The sequence below is a fragment of the Pseudidiomarina sediminum DSM 21906 genome, from assembly GCF_000423165.1.
GTDB lineage: Bacteria > Pseudomonadota > Gammaproteobacteria > Enterobacterales > Alteromonadaceae > Pseudidiomarina > Pseudidiomarina sediminum.
Genome location: NZ_AUHL01000005.1, coordinates 235,962 through 254,174 on the forward strand (window position 1 = coordinate 235,962; position 18,213 = coordinate 254,174).

An 18,213-nucleotide genomic window follows, 5' to 3' on the forward strand; every position below is an offset into this window, starting at 1 on the left:
TTTGATTGCTGAACCAACACCAGGCGCCTATAATGCCTAGCATCATTTGTAAGCTAACTTCTTGACCCTATGAGCCTATTTCCTCTCAACACAAGCGAAAAGTTTGTGTTACGTGCAGTGCACTCCCATGGCGCGGTAACCCGTCAACAAATAGCGACAGCATTGGGCGTGTCGAAAATGCAGGCAACCAATATTGTCAAATCACTCACCGAGAAAGGCTTACTGACTGAAACCCCAAAGAACCAAGGCTTACGAGGTCAACCCGCGCGCGCACTATCGATTCACCCCAAAGGCATGTACACCCTTGGGGTAAACTTTACCGAACAGCATGTTGATACGGTACTTATGAATGGCGTTGGCACCATTGAAGCCAAACAAACCTTTGCCATCGAGCACGCCGACGTAAATGCTATCGTCGCACACGTGAATGCCTTTATCGGCGCTACGCTCTCGCGTAAACGTATTCCTGCCAAGCGCCTAGTGGGGGTTGGGGTATCAGTGCCGGGTGACTTTATCGATGACCGTAAGATCATCGTACCGACCTACTTCCCACAGTTAACCAATGTCAATCTCGAAGCCGCCTTTCAGCAACAACTCGACTACCCCGTTTATATTGAGAACGATAGTAATTGTGCGGGTTGGGGTGAAGCGATGTACGGCCGCGGTAAAGCCTTAAAGCACTTCATCTATATCAACATCGGCTATGGGATTGGTGGTGGCATCATTATCAACCAACGCTTGTATCGCGGCGCGCACGGCAATGCCGGTATCTTCGGAACCCCGTTCCCAGATCGCGACGCACCCCGACCTTCAGGCTCGGATCTGCTTGCCACATTGCAACACCAAGGTATCGATATCAGTAGCTTTCATCAATTGGAACACCTGCCCGTCACCGAGACCCCAGCGGTGCAACAGTGGCTGCAACGCGCTGCTGCACAGCTTCGCCATCCACTCTACGTGTTGGCACGGGCGTTTGACCCTGAAGCCATCATTATCGGCGGCCGCCTACCGATCGCATACTACGATGCGCTGGTCGCCCAGATTGACGACGGCTCGATGTTTCAAAATGACTGGGGCCCCACCCCGCAACCGCAATTGCAGAGCACTAGCCTGGGTGATTTAGCTGGTGTGGTGGGCTCTTGCTCACTCTGCTATACGCAGCTTTTTGATTAAAAACACAGCGAAACGACGCGGTTTTTTGTGACGCGTCCCTTTGCTTTCAGTTAAAATATTCGGACATGTTTTAACTACACAGTAGACACCTTATGTCCGTAGAACAATTCCAGCCAGAACAAACAACTGGCACAAACGCCCCCACAATCGGCTTCGTCAGCCTTGGCTGTCCGAAAAACCTGGTCGATTCTGAGCGTATTCTGACGCAATTGCGCACCGAAGGTTACGATATCGTCAACACCTACGACAATGCCGATATGGTGATCGTGAACACCTGCGGCTTTATTGATAGCGCCGTACAAGAATCGCTCGATGCCATCGGCGAAGCGATTCACGAAAACGGCAAAGTCATTGTCACCGGTTGCCTCGGTGCTAAAGACGACGAGATTCGTGAAGTTCATCCAAACGTACTTGCCATTACCGGCCCGCATGCCTATGAGGAGGTGATGGGACACGTGCATCAGTACGTGCCGAAACCAACCCGAGCGCCGTTTGAAAATTTGGTGCCAGAAACCGGTGTCAAACTTACCCCTCGTCACTTTGCTTATCTGAAAATTTCTGAAGGTTGCAACCACCGCTGTACCTTTTGCATCATTCCTTCGATGCGCGGTGACCTTGTCAGCCGCCCCATTGGCGATGTTCTTGCGGAAGCCCAACGTCTTGCTAACGCAGGCGTTAAAGAGCTGTTGGTGATTTCACAAGACACTAGCGCTTACGGTGTCGACGTGAAGCATAAAACGGGTTTTTGGGATGGTCAGCCAGTAAAAACCCGCATGCTTGAACTGTGCGAAGCACTTGGCAAGCTCGGCATTTGGGTGCGTTTGCATTACGTCTACCCTTACCCATCCGTCGACGATGTGATTCCGTTGATGGCTGAAGGCAAATTGTTGCCGTATTTAGATATTCCGATGCAGCATGCCAATAAACGCATTTTGCGCCTCATGAAACGTCCGGGTTCGGCCGAGCGCACCTTGGAGCGCATTCAAAACTGGCGCAAAATTTGTCCTGAGCTCACCATCCGTAGCACCTTTATTGTCGGCTTCCCGGGCGAAACCGAAGAAGAGTTCGAGGAATTGCTCACCTTCTTGCGCGAAGCACAACTCGACCGCGTTGGCTGCTTCACCTATTCAGATGTCGAAGGCGCGAAAGCGAATGAACTGCCTGACCCTGTGCCAGAAGAGGTAAAGCAAGAGCGTTACGCGCGCTTTATGGAAGTTCAACAAGAGATTAGTGCAGCACGCTTACAACAAAAAATCGGCAAGATTCTGACCGTATTGATTGATGAAGTGGATGAAGAAGGTGCGATTGGCCGCAGTTACGCGGATGCCCCTGAAATCGACGGCCTCGTCTACTTAAATGGTGAGCAAAACGTGCAACCAGGTGAGTTTGTCCGCGTGCAGATTGAGCACGCTGATGAGTATGACTTGTGGGGAACCTTAGTGGATGACAGTGTTGACGACAATGCGATAGCGAGTTAATCCTCGCTATCGTCACCCAGTAATTTACTGTCGAGCTTTTTCGAGGTTTGCACCCCCATTTCTTTAAACTTTTCCACGCGGCCAACGAGGTTACCTCGGCCGCTGGAGAGTTTATTCATCGCCCCGTCGTAGTGGTTCCGTACTGTATCCAAGCTCTTGCCGATTTTTTGCATGTCTTCAATAAAGCCGACGAACTTGTCATAGAGTTTTGCCGCATCTGAGGCAATGCGCTGGGCGTTTTGGTTTTGATGCTCGTACTGCCAAATATTATTCACCGTGCGCAGCGCCACCAATAAGTTGGTTGGACTTACCAACATGATATTGCTGTCCAAGGCGAGTCGAATCAGCTCAGGCTCACGATCCACCGCGAGCAAGAACGCCGGCTCAATAGGAATAAACAACAGCACGTAATCCAAGGTTCGAACACTCTCAAGCTGTTGATAATTCTTTTTCGATAAGCCTTTAATGTGCGCCCGCAACGAGTTGACATGCTCACTCAACGCAGCCTCACGCGCCTGATCATCGTCACTATTAAAGTAACGCTCATAGGCGACCAAAGAGACCTTGGAGTCAATCACCACGTCTTTCTCGTTCGGTAAATGCACGATAACGTCAGGTTTAAACGACTTACCATCTTCATCGCGATGATGGCTTTGCGTTTCATACTCATGCCCTTCGCGCAAACCAGACTGCTGCAGAATCCGCTCAAGCACCACCTCACCCCAGTTACCTTGGGTTTTAGTATCGCCTTTTAGGGCTTTGGTGAGCGCATCGGCTTCGGCCGCCATTTGCTTGTTCAGCTCTTTTAACGACGTAATCTCCGTCGTCAATGACGCACGTTGCTTCAGCTCTTCGGTGTACTGACTCTCGACCTGCTTCTTAAACGCTTCAAGCTGTTGCTTGAATGGTGCCAGCGTCGTTTCTAAAGTCATTTTGCTGGAGTGCTGCAAACGCTCCGATTTTTGCTCAAAAATTTGCTGTGCTAAGCGCTCGAACTCTTTCTTCATGCGCTCTTCACTAGCTTCCAGCACTTGCTGCTTTTCTTGCGCATGCTCGAGCGTCTTCGCCAAATCGGTTTTTAATCCGGCGATTTCAGCTTGCAACTGACCACGCTGCTGCCGCAGCTGCTCTTGTTGTTGCTCATGCTGTTCGATGCGGCGCTCGGCTTCTCGTAACTGCTGTAACGCACGCTGCTCACTTTGCTCTAGCTCATGCTCGAGTTGCGCTTCACGCTGTGCGGCCATGCTTTGTTGGTGCTCCAGTTGCTGCGTAACACGCAGCAACTGTGGGCGTAGCCAAAGCCAGCCCAACACACCACCTAACACCATGGCGCCAGCAGCAGCCAATAACCATTGCCAAATCAGCAGATTAAGCATCTTGCGCTTCCAGTTTCACACGCCAAATTGCTGGGCCTGTTTCATGGGCATTTTCACCGGTGCTATCCACCGCCACTGTTACCGGCATGTCTTCAACTTCGAACTCGTAAATCGCTTCCATACCTAGGTCTTCAAAAGCCACCACGTTGGCTTTCTTGATTGCTTTTGCGACCAAGTAGGCAGCACCACCTACAGCCATCAAGTACACCGCTTTGTGTTGCTTAATACTCTCAACCGTTGCAGGACCACGTTCCGCTTTACCGATCATGCCAAGGATGCCGGTCTTATCGAGCATCAGATCAGTAAACTTATCCATCCGCGTCGCCGTTGTTGGGCCCGCCGGTCCAACCACTTCATCACCCACAGGGTCAACTGGACCTACGTAGTAAATGAACTTGTTGGTAAAATCGACAGGTAGCTCTTCACCGCGATCCAGCATGTCTTTGATGCGTTTATGTGCCGCGTCGCGACCGGTTAACATTTTCCCGCTCAGCAATACCGTCTCGCCGGTTTTCCAGCTTTCGATGTCCGCTTGGGTAAGTTCATCAAGGTTCACGCGACGCGCGTCATCACCAAGCTCAAAGGTAATATCCGGCCAATCTTCTAGTTTCGGCGGCTGCAAATCAGCAGGACCACTACCATCGAGCACAAAGTGTGCATGGCGGGTCGCCGCACAGTTTGGAATTAAGGTTACCGGCTTTGAGGCAGCATGAGTTGGCGCGGTCTTGATTTTTACGTCCATGACCGTCGTAACACCACCAAGACCTTGGGCGCCAATACCAAGCTTGTTAACACGGTGATAGATCTCTAACCGCAACTCTTCTTCAGCATTTTGTGGGCCGCGCTCAAGCAGTTCTTGAATATCAACAGGATCCATCAACGCTTCTTTGGCAAGTACTGCTGATTTCTCGGCCGTACCACCAATCCCCAAACCAATCATCCCCGGTGGACACCAGCCCGCACCGAGTTTTGGCATGGTTTCAACCACCCAGTCAGCGATCGAGTCGCTAGGGTTTAGCATCATCATTTTTGATTTGTTTTCTGAACCACCACCTTTGGCAGCAATCATCACCTCAACGTTATCGCCCGGCACCATGTCAATGTGCACCACAGCAGGCGTGTTGTCGCCCGTGTTTTTACGGGCACCCGCAGGGTCGGCAACAATAGAAGCACGAAGCGGGTTGTCAGCGTTGGTGTAGGCGCGACGGGTTCCTTCATCAACCATTTGTTGCACGGTTAAATCGGTCTTATCCCACTGCACGCCCATGCCAACTTTAACAAAGCAGGTGACGATGCCGGTATCTTGACAGATTGGACGATGGCCTTGTGCAGCCATACGTGAGTTCGTGAGCACCTGTGCAATGGCGTTCTTCGCCGCTTCACTTTGCTCTTGGTGATAAGCTTTTTCTAACGCTTGGACGAAATCAAGCGGGTGATAATACGAAATGTACTGCAAAGCATCAGCGATGCTGTCAATGAAATCAGCCTGGCGAATGGTGGCCATGATTACCTCTACTTCCTCCAATGATAATTGCCCGCTATCATAGCGTTTTCACCCCTCGCTGACCAGTTTTAACACGGTGTATGTTAAGCTTAACCGGCGCGTCGAAAATCTGTGAGGAGCTGAACTGTCGTGTTAATTGAAGCTGTTGCTATTGACCTAAAACCAAGCTTTGCCCAGCTATTTACCGCCATCGCGGATGAACCCTGGGCGCTCCTCCTCGATAGCTGTGCACATGCACAGGGCAACTATGACTTTATCTTCTGGCAGCCCGCGCAAGTGGTCACGGTTGCTGATGACTGGCCAGCGCAATTGCAACAGCTGATGGCGCAAGTACCTAGCTATCAAGGGCCCGCCGACCTGCCGTTTCAAGGCGGTCTTGCGGGAGCTTGGAGCTATGACGCGGGACGCGCACTGGAGCGCCTCCCCGAGCAAGCGAAAGCAGACATTCAGTTGCCGGAAATCGCAGTGGGGCTGTATACCCACGCCTTGATTCGCTGCCATCGCCAGCAGCAAACCTGGTTGCTCTGCCCGTCCACCGAACAGGCAAACTGGCAACGATTTTGGCAACGCGCCGCAACCCCATCGCCAGCAACAGCCGCGTTCAAACTTGCAAACGCCTGGCAAAGCAATATGACGAAAGCCAGCTACCTAGAAAAATTTACCCAGGTACAGGACTATTTGCGCGCTGGCGACTGCTATCAGGTAAACTTAGCGCAACGCTTTCAAGCCCCCTTTCAAGGCGATCCATGGCGGGCCTACCTGCATCTTCGTCAACGCAACCAAGCCCCTTTTTCTGGCTTCATGCGACTCGGTGAAGGTGCCCTGCTCAGCCATTCGCCCGAACGCTTTTTGGCGACCGATGCTCAGGGGCATGTTGAAACCAAACCCATCAAGGGAACACGGCCTCGCCACAGCGACCCTAGTACCGATCAAGCCCTTGCTGATGAGCTCCAAAATGCCAGTAAAGACCGCGCTGAGAACGTCATGATTGTCGACCTCCTCCGGAACGATCTAAGCCGCGTTTGCCTGCCTGGAAGTGTGCAGGTACCAAAACTCTTCGCCATTGAAAGCTATCCTGCGGTACATCATTTGGTGAGTACCGTTGTTGGCCAGCTGCCATCGCCTCAGGATGCGCTATCGCTACTGGCAGCCTGCTTCCCCGGCGGCTCAATTACCGGAGCGCCGAAAATTCGCGCGATGGAAGTTATTGACGAACTGGAACCTCATCGGCGGAGTTTTTATTGCGGCAGTCTGGGGTATTTTTCTCAGCATGGCGCGAGCGATACCAACATTTGTATACGGACGCTGGTCACTGCGGGTGACCAGATCTACTGCTGGGCCGGTGGCGGCTTAGTCATCGACTCCAACGGCGATGAGGAATACCAAGAGACCTTAGATAAAGTGGCAAAAATTTTGCCGGAACTAGGCGCGTTGAACCACTCATGACGCGTGACGAATTTCTCCGCCGCTTTCAACTGCACGGTTCACTCGAGCCACAACGGCCCCTGCCAAAGCGTTTACGCCCAGCAGCGGTATTGGTACCGCTTTGGGAACGCGATGGCGAGCTGCAACTGGTGCTGACCCAACGCTCGTCTCACTTACGTCATCACGCTGGACAAATCAGTTTTCCTGGAGGTCGCCAAGAACCCCAAGATACGACCCTCTTCGCCACCGCCTTACGTGAAGCCGAAGAGGAAATTGGCCTATCGCCAGCAGCCGTGGAGCCCGTTGGGGTATTACGCGATCATCCTGTGATCAGTAATTTTTGTATTCGCCCCTACGTGGTCTTCATTCATCCGCAACAACCTTTGCGTGCCGATCCGAATGAAGTCGCCGAGCTGTTCACCGTGCCACTAGCGCAGGTGCTGCACCAGCGCCAGCACTTTGCCTACCGACTCGAGCGCTTTCATTACGATAAGGTATACTTTATTCCGTATCAGCAGCGAAATATTTGGGGCGCAACCGCCGGAATTTTGCGAGAATTGGCCGATCACGTGTATCCTGAACGGCAGCGTTTTTATCGTTCATTAAATTAAAGGTTTCTAATAACAACTATGATTAGTGTTTTTGATATCTACAAAGTGGGTATTGGCCCTTCCAGTTCACATACCGTGGGCCCAATGCGTGCTGCCAAAGAATTCCTTGAGGCGGCGGACAAAGCTGTTGGTATCGCACAGGCAACCAGCGTCGAAGTTGAGTTATTTGGCTCGTTAGGGCAAACCGGTAAAGGCCACGGTACTGGCAAAGCGGTTATTTTAGGTCTCGCAGGCGAAGAGCCTGAAACGGTCGACACCACCGAAGTTGATGGGTTTTTAGCAACGATTGAAGCTGAGCAACGCCTAAAGTTACTTGGACACCACGACGTGCACTTCCCACGCGACGGTGCCATCGTTTTCCATCGCCGCAAAACCATGCCTCGCCACGCCAATGCGATGGAATTACGCTTGTTGAAAGATGGCGAAGTGCTCTACAAAGATCTCTATTACTCCATCGGCGGTGGCTTTATTGTCCGTGATGCTGATTTCGATGACACACTGGAAGAAGCGATTGAGCAATCAAGCAAGCCCATTCCATACCCGTTTGATACCGCGGAAGAGCTACTCGCCCAGTGTCAGGAGCACGGCTTACGGATCAGCTCATTAATGCTCGCCAACGAAAAAGTATTTCGCAGCGAAGCTGAAATTCGCAGCGGACTTATGCATATCTGGCAAACCATGGACGAATGCATCGACCGTGGTATTCGGACCGAAGGCATTTTACCTGGTGGACTCAAAGTGCGTCGACGCGCACCAGGCCTGTATCAGCGTTTGAAGAATGAAAAATCTGCCGACCCGATGCAGACCATGGACTGGGTCGACTTGTTTGCCCTCGCCGTAAATGAGGAGAACGCAGCTGGCGGCCGGGTGGTCACCGCACCGACCAATGGCGCGGCAGGAATCATTCCTACGGTAATGAAATATGCTGACAAATTTATCGGACAACTGGACGAAGAAACCGTGGTCCGTTTCTTACTGACCTCAGCCGCGATTGGCATTCTTTACAAAAAGAACGCTTCGATCAGTGGCGCAGAAGTCGGTTGTCAAGGCGAAGTCGGCGTCGCCTGCTCGATGGCCGCTGGTGCACTTGCGGAACTCATGGGCGGTAGCCCCACCAACGTCGAAAATGCTGCCGAAATCGGTATGGAACACAACCTTGGTTTAACCTGTGATCCGGTCGGTGGTTTGGTTCAAGTACCTTGCATTGAGCGCAACGCGATGGGCGCCGTCAAAGCCATCAACGCAGCGCGGCTTGCCCTACGTGGCAGTGGTGATCACAAAGTATCCTTAGATAAGGTCATCAAAACCATGTGGGACACAGGCAACGATATGAAGACCAAATACAAAGAAACCGCACGTGGCGGTCTCGCTGTAAATATTATCGAGTGTTAAGGCCTTTAACAGGTCGGCAATTCGATAGCATCAAAGAGGTGATCAATAGCGTCTTGTGAGCGCTGTTGCATCGCCTCTTCCACCACAGGTTTAGTCAAATGTGGCGCAAAGGTCTCTAAGAATTCGTACATGTAGCCGCGTAAGAAGGTCCCCTTGCGAAATCCAATCTTGGTTGTGCTGGCAGCAAACAAATGCGCTGCAGGAAGCGCCACTAAGCCCTCGTCAGAGACAGGATCAAACGCCATCGACGCCACCACTCCGACACCTAGCCCAGCTTTCACATAAGTTTTAATCACATCAGCGTCGGTCGCAGTGAACACGACATTGGCTGTTAAGCCAGCATCACTGAACGCCCGATCAAGTTCGGAACGTCCAGTAAAGCCATGCACATAGGTGACAATCGGCAGCGCCGCCAATTGTGCAATACTCACCTCGGTCGTATTAGCTAAGGGATGATCTTTGGGGACGATAATCGAGCGGTTCCAGTGGTAACACGGCAACATGATAAGATCTTGATAAAGATGGAGCGCTTCGGTGGCAATCGCGAAGTCAGCTTCCCCCTTGGCCGCTAAGGCACTAATCTGCTGCGGTGAACCTTGATGCATATGCAACGACACCTGCGGGTAGCGTTGCATGAATTTCGAAATTTTTGCAGGTAACGCATAGCGCGCTTGCGTGTGCGTGGTTGCAATACTCAGCTTACCGCGGTCTGGCAAGGTGTATTCATTGGCAACGGCCTTAATACTATCGACCTGAGCCAAAATATTACGGGCAATATCAATCACCTCCTGCCCCGCCGTCGTCACCTGCGTTAAATGCTTACCGCTACGCTCAAAAATTTGAATCCCCAACTCGTCTTCCAGCATCCGCACTTGTTTGCTGATCCCAGGTTGTGAGGTATACAGGCTTTCGGCTGTCGCTGAAACATTTAAGTTATGGTTTAATACCTCAACGATATAGCGTAGCTGTTGTAATTTCATAACGGCATCCATTTCGATTCTATATTCTAAATATATATAACACTTTGGTTAGTTATTCCAATAAGAAAATTTGAGGTGACTGTGTCCAGCTTTGCCGATCAACTGAAAAATTTAGGTTTCTCCGCATCAGAATCAGCCTCAGAAAACGAGGCTGAACAGGCGTCTACGTCAGCACCTAACACCCGTCAGCCGGTGCGCATTCAGCGCCAAACGAAAGGACGCAAAGGCAAAGGCGTTACGGTCATTTTTGATTTGCCCAACCAGCCTGAGTTGCTCGCCGACTACGCCAAACGTTTACGTAAACAATGCGGTGTTGGAGGGAGTGTAAAAAATGGCACCATTGAATTACAGGGCGATCAACGTGAAGTGTGTCAGCAATTTTTACAACAACAAGGCTTTACCGCTAAGCTTGCCGGCGGCTAGTGCTTGCTGCGCGGTATCGCGTAATAGGTAAAGCTAATTTCCCGGCCGCCATCATGCCACTCGATATCGGTAGCGAGTTGCCGTAGCAGGTCGATACCGCGACCATAACTGCTGTAGCCGTCTGCCGTTTCATCGAACTCAGGCCACTCCCATGCAGCTCCAGAATTGCGCACATTAAAACGCAAACGGTGGTGCGCACGCGCATACTCGACCCGAATCGTAATGCTTCCTGACTGCAATTGGGCCAAGCGTTCCGCGCGCAGCTGATAGTAGTAGGCAAAACCTTCAGGATCAGCTTTGATCCGCGAGTCAAGTCCCAGCAGACCATGCTCCAAGGCGTTGTTAAACACTTCCGCCAGTAGCAAGTAAATCGTGGTGCGATGATGATGAATAGGCGGCAGGCGCCCCAATACTCCGAGAATAGTCGCCACCACATCGAGGTGCTTTAAATCTTCCGCTTCTAGGTGACTGGTGAAGCTAAATGGTAAGACTTCCAGTTCATCCTGCTCTTCTTGTGGGCCCAGTCCAGTCGGACAGCACTGCAAGATGGCCAAGGATAAATCGTCTTGCAGCGGTTGTGCGCCGCGGAATTGCGCCAGCTTTTTCACCAGTAAATCAAACTCGTCCAAGCCCGAGTACCGCATTAGATAGCGTTCCAGCGCCTCTAGGCCAAGAAATTCACGGTTCTGACTCAACATTTCGATGACACCATCAGTGTACATCGCAATACGGTCATCGGAGTGCGTCTGAATCGTGGTGGTATGGGCTTCAAAAGCATCGCTATCAAGCACCCCGAGCGCCATATGCTGCGCCTTCAGCCGTTGCTTGATTTCACCATCAGCCCCCAAAACTATCGCCGGCGGCATACCGCCATTCCAATAGGTAACACGCTGCCCATTAGCCGACAACTCCATAATAAAACAGGCACAAAACATCTCATTGGGGAGCAACTGATTGAGGCGATAGTTGAATTCTTTCACCATCTCTGCGACCGAGACACTGTTATCAACCATGGCAAAAAATGCCTGTGATAAAGGCAAAGCCCCTGTTGCTGGAGCGAGCCCGTGACCGGTAAAGTCAGCCATCAAGACATAGAGGCTTCCCGTTGAGCCGGGTGCTACGAGGCACAAATCACCGTTAAACTTGGCTGCAGGGGTCAATAAGGTGCGAATATGCGGGTATTCAAGATAATTACGACTAAGGGCATTTTTGAAGATATGTTCGACCAACGCATGCTCGCGATCAACACGCTGGTTATGCCAGAGTAGGCTTTCTCGAACGGCTTGCAGTTGACGACTGTTATTAAAGGCATCGGCAACGGATTTTATCCGTTGTATTACGCGTGTGCCGCTACACTGCTGCCAAGCAAGACTATCGCCCTCCCATTGCATCAACAGTTTGCTACTGAGCTCATTCGGCACAATAAGTAATTGCTCAGGACACCGCAAACGCTGCAGCAGAAAGCTCTCAACGGTCTCAACCACCAACAAGGACGGACGCACCAGCTGTGCTTGCGCAGACCATTCAGCAACAGGAATACATCGAATACGGCGGGCAATATCGAGCTGTTTTAACGCATCACAAACGTGTTGGGCAAAGACGGAGTCATCATAATAAATGTCGATAACTAATTGACGGGACGAACGTAGCATCACGACTGCCTCTCAGTGCGCGCCCCTAATCAATCAATGACAAAGAGCTTATCAAAGCGAGAAATATCTAAGATTGATTTTACTTCCGGACGACAATTGATGATGTGAATCGCATTCACGTGATCACAAATTGCTTTGCGCATATTCAGCAACATTCCAAGCGCTGAACTATCTAGGTACTCAGTTTCGCGGAGGTCAACGTAGACATGTTGGGTTTCTTCACCCAAAGAGCTATAGGCACGTCGAAAGTCATTAACCATACTAAAGTCAAACTTTCCTCGAATCGAAAGCGTGAGATCTTTGCCATCGTTAGAGATATGACGTGATACAGACATTAACCACCTACTCATTATTGTTATTATTGAACGAAATGAAGCTAAATAGTGCCAACTCAACCCAATAAAAACAAGTTATATCCACTTGTTTTACGTTCAAAAAGATAAATAAAAGCCAGTTTAATTAAACTGGCTTTTTATCTTAACAACTTGCTTAAGGCTTTTGCTTATATTTGCTATAGAGCTGCTTGTGGCGGTTATTCAAGTCGACCTGACGCCCTTCAATAAAGAGCTGTTCCACATCTTGACCAATCGGGTCCAACAGATCGCCAGCAGAAATCACCAACGTTGCTTGTTTACCAACTTCAATACTCCCTAAACGATCGGCAACGCCTAAGAACTCGGCAGGCTTCAGGGTAATCGCTTGTAGGGCCTGTTCAGGGGTTAAGCCATAAGCCGCGGCATTCCCCGCCGCAAAAGGCAAGTTCCGAACGTCCCAATAGCCGGGGTAACTAATCGCGAAATCAACCCCAGCCGCAGCGAGCGCAGCTGGCGTAGCAAAAGCTTGGTCAAAGCTTTCATCGTGACGGCTTGGCAAACCGAATGGCGCGCCAAATACCACGCGTACCTCTGCAGCAGCCAATTGGTCAGCCATCCGCCACGCATCGCGCGCACCCATGAGTACCCAATCAAAACCATACTCTTTGGTGAACTCCATCGCTTCTTCGATTTGGCGTTTGTCGTTGGCATGCACAAACAAGGTTGAACTACCATCAAACAATCCCAACATCGCTTCCCAACGCAAGTCGGTACCGTTCAACGCTCCGGCTTGCTTGGCGTCGTGGTAAGCCTTTGCTTGAATAAAAGCAGCTTCGACCTGTTTCCGCGCTTCGGCATTTGCTTTACGTTGTTCTTCCGGCGAGCGGCGCTCCCACCACGCATTGTTGATACCCACACGTGGCCAATTTAAATGCACCCCAAGGTTTAAACGTTCAGCTGCATCTTCGTAAGTCCATCCATCGAGCTGCAATAAGCTTGAGCGTCCGGTAATCAACTCGCCTTGCGGCACAACTTGCGCATGGGTGATGCCGTTGTAACGAATGGTTGGAATAACCTCAGAGTCAGGGTTATAAGCAACGTGACCACTAACTTCCGGAGTCAAGAAGCCCGTTTCACCGGCATCTTCGGTGGCTCGCACAGCTTCAATTTCACGCAAGCCCAGCGTGGTATCCATCGCAATCACACTTGGGTACACATGCTTGCCAGTGACATCGATCACCAGTGCCTCTGCTGGTACGTCAAGGTCAACACCGACAGCAGAAATTTTACCGTCGATGAAGAGCACATCAGCCTCGTTCATCACCCCATTTGTAACCGTATGTAAGGTGCCATTTTGCAGCATGATCGGTTGTTGTTGTGGTGCTCCCGGTACAATGTCATGAGCGGCAGCGGTCAGCGATAAAGTTGCCGCAGTCACGGCAGTCATTAACTTCTTCATTCTTAGTGGTCTCCGTGGCTATGAGCGGTAAACGTCTGTAACCAAGTATCGTGCTCAGTATCACAATGCCAAGTAGGTTGCTCTGGCTTATAGCCATTAGCTGCCCCCTTGCTCGCATTCGGATCAGCAAGTACTTTTTGGATCAGCGCTTGTTTTTCATCGCGCAGCGCGACACGTAAGGCTTGATCCTGCTCACGGTTAAAGAAGTTACGGGCGTTGATCCAGGTCTGTTCCACCCGCGCGTACGAACTCAATGGGTGATGATTCCAGATCACAAAGTCAGCATGCTTGCCTTCTTTGATACTGCCGACATACGCGTCTATTTTTAGCTGCTTCGCTGGATTCAATGTCACCATTTTCAAGGCTTCATGCTCATCCATGCCGCAGTAAGTCACTGACTTCGCAGCTTCGGTATTTAGGCGGCGTTGTAAGTCATTACTATCAGAGTTGACGCTGGTCAGTACGCCTTTATCGGCCATCAAACAGGCGTTTTGCGGAATCGCATCATAGACCTCAAATTTGTACGCCCACCAATCGGCAAAGGTTGAGCCACCGGCACCATGCTTCGCCATTTCTGAGGCCACTTTGTAGCCCTCAAGAATGTGCGTAAAGGTGGTCAGAGTGAAGTTGAACTCTTCTGCCAAACGCAGCAGCATTAGAATTTCAGACTGAACGTAACTGTGCGCATGCACGAAACGTTGACGATCTAAAATCTCTAGCAAGGTTTCTAAACGATAGTCAGGGCGTGGTGCTGCTGTCTGCTTGCGCTCGCTACGACTAAGTTTTTCGTAAGCTTGCATGCGCTCGCGATACTCAAGCGCCGCAGTAAAGCCATCTCGCATCAAGGTTTCAACGCCCATACGCGTTTGTGGGTAACGCGTACTGAGCCACGATGGGTAGCGGCTTTGCTTAACGTTCTCACCGAGTGCAAATTTAATTGACGGCGGCGCTGCATCAAACTTCATTTGATCCGCGGTTGCGCCCCAGCGCAGTTTAATCACCTGTGCTTGTCCGCCCATTGGGTTCGCTGAACCATGGAGCAGTTGCGCCATTGTTGTACCGCCCGCGAGCGAACGATAAATATGAATATCATCAGGGTTAAGCACGTCACCAATGCGGACTTCAGCGGTAATCGCCTCTGAGCCTTCATTGACGCCACGGTCAATCGCAATATGCGAATGCTCATCGATGATACCTGGCGTTACATGCATGCCAGAGGCATCAATCACGGTGTAGCCCGACGGCGTGTTCAAGTCCTGACCAATGCGATAAAACTCACCATTGCGTACCAAAATATCGGTGTTTTCTAACACCCCCGCCTCATCAGCGGTCCAGACCGTGGCATTTTTAATGTGTAAGTTCTGTCGCTCAGGCAAGCCATCAAGGCCGTAAGCCACATTTGGATAGGTCAACCGGCTCACATAATCCGCTGTCGCCTGAGGCGACGATGCGGCCGTTGCATCTGCAGCGGTGGTATCGACCTGACGTTGCGCATCAAACGCGTGCGAACTGCCATCCGGGGCAATGGCAATGCCGCTAAAACGTTGCTCCGCAGCTTGTTCCAAACGCACACGCCAAGCACCTTGCTGTCCTGCCAAGTTGGCGTCAACCACAAAGCTTAAGGTGCCATCATCACGACGCACCGAACGCAGCTTGCTGCTCTCCTCACCTTGCTTCAAACTGCCACTGACGCGGCTTTCACCTTGTAAAACAAAGCTCACGCTTGCACCAGCGATGGTGGCCTGCAACTCACCGGCAAAATCAGCGCGACGCAAAGGGGCGAACTCAGTTTCTTCACCTTGTAACCAGACCGACTTAATCGTCCCTTCAGTAAACAGGTCCCCCTCAGCAACAACAAAGTCAGCCATGTATCCAGGCGCTAAGCGGCCTGCTTTGTCACTCACCCCGGCAATCTGCGCCGGAACTGTTGTCAAAGCAGCTAAAGCACGCTCAGCACTTAGGCCATGGGCAATCGCTTTACGTAGGTTTGGCCAAAAATCAGCGGCTTTACCCAATTGGTGCAAGGTAAAGGAGAAATCAATATCGGCTGCGGCCAGCGCGGCAGCATTCCCCGGAGCACGCTCCCAATGACGCAAATCAGCTAAGTCAACATCAAGGTCATCGTTTACGCCAGAAAGCTCAGGCGCTGCCGGGAAGTTCAACGGCAAAATAATCGACGATTGCGTGGCCTTAATGGCGTCGAGGCGACTGTATTCATAGTTTGAGCCAACGTAAGTGACTGGCACTTCAAAGCTGCTAAACAGCGTGTGTGCGCGTAACAATGACTTATCATCAGCGACTTTAAATACCATACCTTCACGTTCAATCGGGGCAAGCTCTGCCAACGCCGCGTTATATTCAACCGGACCGTTGTAGCTATCTTTGCCGTACGCTTGCTCGTACCAATTGGCATCGGACAAAGTTTGTCGGATTAAGGCGATAGAACCCATTAATGAGCTAGGGTATTGCTGTTGCGACGTGCCCTTATCAAACGAGCCAAAGTGACGCGCTTGCGCACGATAAATCACGTTGTTGGCAATCTTATCTGCCAGTGATAGCGTGACCGCTTGGCCTTGGAAAATACCGTCAAGCCGCGCACTTTGCACCGCCGTAAAGCCTTGAGCAATATAGTCTTGCGCTGCCTTGGTGTCGCTGGCAGCGGCATCGACCCACTGTTTTTGGGCATGAATGGCGTCGTTCGCGGCATTTCCGCCTTCGCGTTTATTATTGTACTGCGGCTTGGTTGAGAACCAAGGTCCCCGCTGCGCCTGCTCTGGGGTCGGTACGCCGTAATTGCTGTAGGCGTCGATAAAGCCCGGATAAATCGTATGGCCGGTTAAATCGATCACGCGCGCGCCTTCTGGTGCGCGGTTATTTTTGTTAATGCGTTCAACTTTGCCGTTGCGAATAACGAGCGTCGCGTTTTCTAAGGTGGTACCTGGTTCGGTGACGATGGTCGCGTTTTGCAATGCCACAAACTGCGACGAATTGTCATGAAGCCCCTGTATGGTGGTGGTTTGCGACGCGCTGGCTAACGCTGGCAGCGCTGCGCACATCGCCACCGCCAACTTACTCAGGCGGTTACTTCTAAGCATCGTTATCCCCTTGAATTGTTCTTGTTCGGTAAGGTTTTAGGTTTAAAATAATTGTTAACTAGCTTACATTAAGTGGAATGATGCGTTAAGCGCAATCCATTAAGGGATAAACAGCGTAGTTCAATCGGTAAAGCGTTGTATGATGATTGAGCTGCAATATTTAATACAGAGGAGTTGTTTCATGTTATCAAAAGTAGTTAAAACGACTGTGGTTGCTCTTGCTATCGCCGGCAGTACAGCAGTGCTTGCACAGCACGCCTTTAATGATGCGGACAAAGCCGTTGAGTACCGCCAAAAAGCCTTTTCTATTATGCAAAACAACTTTGCTTACATGGGCGATATGGTGAAAGGTGATGTGGCATTTGATGCAGCCATTTTCGCTGAGCGCGCAGAAACCTTTGCCAAGCTTGCCGGTGTACCTTGGACAGGTTTCTCACAAGAAGGCGCAATGCCAGGCGACAATACTGATGCTTTGCCAGCAATTTGGGATAATTGGGATGACTTCCAACAGCGCGCTGCAGACTTCCAAAAAGATGCAGATAATCTAGCTGTTGCTGCGCGTTCTGGCGACCAAGGTGATATTCGTTCAGCCTTTATGGCCGCGGCAAAAAACTGTAAAGGTTGCCACGACCAATATAAAGACTAACGCGATTAAGCCCAGAAATACCAGCCGCTGGCAGCGAGCAACGCTGCCACGGCCCACGCAATAAGACTTGGCCGTAAACGTGGCGCAGTCACATTCTCTCGCTTTCCGTGCAGCATCGCCGCCAACAAATTAATGCCTCGCAAGCGATACACTACAATCGCGAAAACATGCAAGCCAACCAAGGCTAGCAGCACATTAAAATTCCCTTCATGAATATCGGTCAACGTACCTTGCCAATCGCCACTCACAAGACTCGCAAGAGGGCCTGAGAAGAAGATCTCATCAGTTGCGAATAAGCCCGTGGTAAGCTGCACTGCCAGTACCAGCCACAAGGCCAACACCGCCCAGCCCCCCATGGCGTTGTGGGTATTACCCGGGGTATAGTTCTTTGCACGCATATGCTTCGCGTGTGCTAGTACTTCTCGCGGGCCGCGGACAAAAGCGCGGAAACGCGCATTTTCGCTCCCCACTAATGCCCAAACAAGACGCGCAAGTAGCAAGCTACCTAAAACAATGGCGATCTTTAGATGCCATTCCATCTCACCGTTTTCCCCCGTCCACCAAAGGCCTGCTACAGCCAAGACCATTAACCAATGGTAGCCGCGGACAAAACTATCCCAAATTTTTACCTTCATTGTTGTTCGCCTTTGCCGAAATTGATCGTCATTATGTTAGCGCTAATTTC

Annotated in this window: 15 protein-coding genes; 7 read left to right on the plus strand and 8 right to left on the minus strand. The window is 51.0% G+C overall.

The window, feature by feature from the left end; all coding sequences use genetic code 11:
• Positions 1-69 precede the first annotated feature (69 nt).
• Entirely contained in the window at positions 70-1,173 is a 1,104-nt protein-coding gene (locus tag G535_RS13745) for an ROK family transcriptional regulator (protein WP_051206877.1), read from the plus strand.
• Between the two features lie 92 nt (positions 1,174-1,265).
• Positions 1,266-2,651: a 30S ribosomal protein S12 methylthiotransferase RimO gene (gene rimO / locus G535_RS0101030; RefSeq protein WP_034727161.1), complete on the plus strand. Its 1,386-nt coding sequence runs from the start codon at positions 1,266-1,268 to the stop codon at positions 2,649-2,651.
• On the opposite strand, the gene G535_RS0101035 is transcribed toward rimO, so the two are convergent.
• Entirely contained in the window at positions 2,648-4,027 is a 1,380-nt protein-coding gene (locus tag G535_RS0101035) for a DNA recombination protein RmuC (RefSeq protein ID WP_026860364.1), read from the minus strand. The genes rimO and G535_RS0101035 overlap by 4 nt on opposite strands.
• Positions 4,020-5,531 carry a fumarate hydratase gene (locus tag G535_RS0101040; protein ID WP_026860365.1) on the minus strand — a complete coding sequence of 504 codons (1,512 nt, stop codon included), beginning with the start codon at positions 5,529-5,531 and terminating at the stop codon, positions 4,020-4,022. Before G535_RS0101040 ends, G535_RS0101035 begins: the two co-directional genes overlap by 8 nt.
• A 129-nt stretch (positions 5,532-5,660) precedes the next feature.
• On the opposite strand from G535_RS0101040, the gene pabB reads away from it, so the two are divergent.
• From pabB to G535_RS0101055, 3 genes are read left to right on the plus strand one after another with little or no spacing between them, the layout of a single operon-like run.
• Positions 5,661-6,977: an aminodeoxychorismate synthase component I gene (gene pabB, locus G535_RS0101045; RefSeq protein ID WP_026860366.1), complete on the plus strand. Its 1,317-nt coding sequence runs from the start codon at positions 5,661-5,663 to the stop codon at positions 6,975-6,977.
• On the plus strand, positions 6,974-7,567 hold the full coding sequence (locus G535_RS0101050; RefSeq protein WP_026860367.1) for a CoA pyrophosphatase: 594 nt from the start codon (positions 6,974-6,976) through the stop codon (positions 7,565-7,567). Before pabB ends, G535_RS0101050 begins: the two co-directional genes overlap by 4 nt.
• 18 nt (positions 7,568-7,585) lie before the next feature.
• Positions 7,586-8,959, plus strand: coding sequence for an L-serine ammonia-lyase (locus tag G535_RS0101055; protein WP_026860368.1), 1,374 nt, complete (start codon positions 7,586-7,588; stop codon positions 8,957-8,959).
• 5 nt (positions 8,960-8,964) lie between these two features.
• Here the strand turns inward: G535_RS0101055 and cysB are convergent, their stop codons facing one another.
• On the minus strand, positions 8,965-9,939 hold the full coding sequence (gene cysB / locus G535_RS0101060; RefSeq protein WP_026860369.1) for an HTH-type transcriptional regulator CysB: 975 nt from the start codon (positions 9,937-9,939) through the stop codon (positions 8,965-8,967).
• A 75-nt stretch (positions 9,940-10,014) separates the two neighbouring features.
• Here cysB and G535_RS0101065 point away from each other — a divergent pair, with 75 nt between their 5' ends.
• The gene (locus G535_RS0101065; RefSeq protein ID WP_241970471.1) at positions 10,015-10,362 is read left to right on the plus strand and encodes a translation initiation factor; all 348 of its coding nucleotides are present in this window, start codon (positions 10,015-10,017) and stop codon (positions 10,360-10,362) included.
• On the opposite strand, the gene G535_RS12595 is transcribed toward G535_RS0101065, so the two are convergent.
• The 4 genes from G535_RS12595 to G535_RS0101085 all read right to left on the minus strand — a co-directional run bounded on the left by G535_RS12595 (position 10,359) and on the right by G535_RS0101085 (position 16,882).
• A complete protein-coding gene (locus G535_RS12595; RefSeq protein WP_051206878.1) occupies positions 10,359-12,014 on the minus strand; it encodes an ATP-binding SpoIIE family protein phosphatase in 1,656 nt (551 codons plus the stop codon). The genes G535_RS0101065 and G535_RS12595 overlap by 4 nt on opposite strands.
• Positions 12,015-12,043: 29 nt before the next feature.
• Positions 12,044-12,349 (minus strand): STAS domain-containing protein, encoded by a 306-nt coding sequence (locus G535_RS0101075; RefSeq protein WP_026860371.1) that lies wholly within the window; start codon positions 12,347-12,349, stop codon positions 12,044-12,046.
• Between the two features lie 154 nt (positions 12,350-12,503).
• Positions 12,504-13,787, minus strand: a complete 1,284-nt coding sequence (locus G535_RS0101080) for an amidohydrolase family protein (protein ID WP_026860372.1) — start codon at positions 13,785-13,787, stop codon at positions 12,504-12,506.
• A 2-nt stretch (positions 13,788-13,789) separates the two neighbouring features.
• Positions 13,790-16,882 (minus strand): amidohydrolase family protein, encoded by a 3,093-nt coding sequence (locus tag G535_RS0101085; RefSeq protein WP_026860373.1) that lies wholly within the window; start codon positions 16,880-16,882, stop codon positions 13,790-13,792.
• A gap of 181 nt (positions 16,883-17,063) precedes the next feature.
• On the opposite strand from G535_RS0101085, the gene G535_RS0101090 reads away from it, so the two are divergent.
• Positions 17,064-17,528, plus strand: coding sequence for a c-type cytochrome (locus tag G535_RS0101090; RefSeq protein ID WP_034727164.1), 465 nt, complete (start codon positions 17,064-17,066; stop codon positions 17,526-17,528).
• A 5-nt stretch (positions 17,529-17,533) separates the two neighbouring features.
• Here the strand turns inward: G535_RS0101090 and G535_RS0101095 are convergent, their stop codons facing one another.
• The gene (locus tag G535_RS0101095) at positions 17,534-18,163 is read right to left on the minus strand and encodes a cytochrome b/b6 domain-containing protein (protein WP_026860375.1); all 630 of its coding nucleotides are present in this window, start codon (positions 18,161-18,163) and stop codon (positions 17,534-17,536) included.
• Between the last annotated feature and the right edge of the window lie 50 nt (positions 18,164-18,213).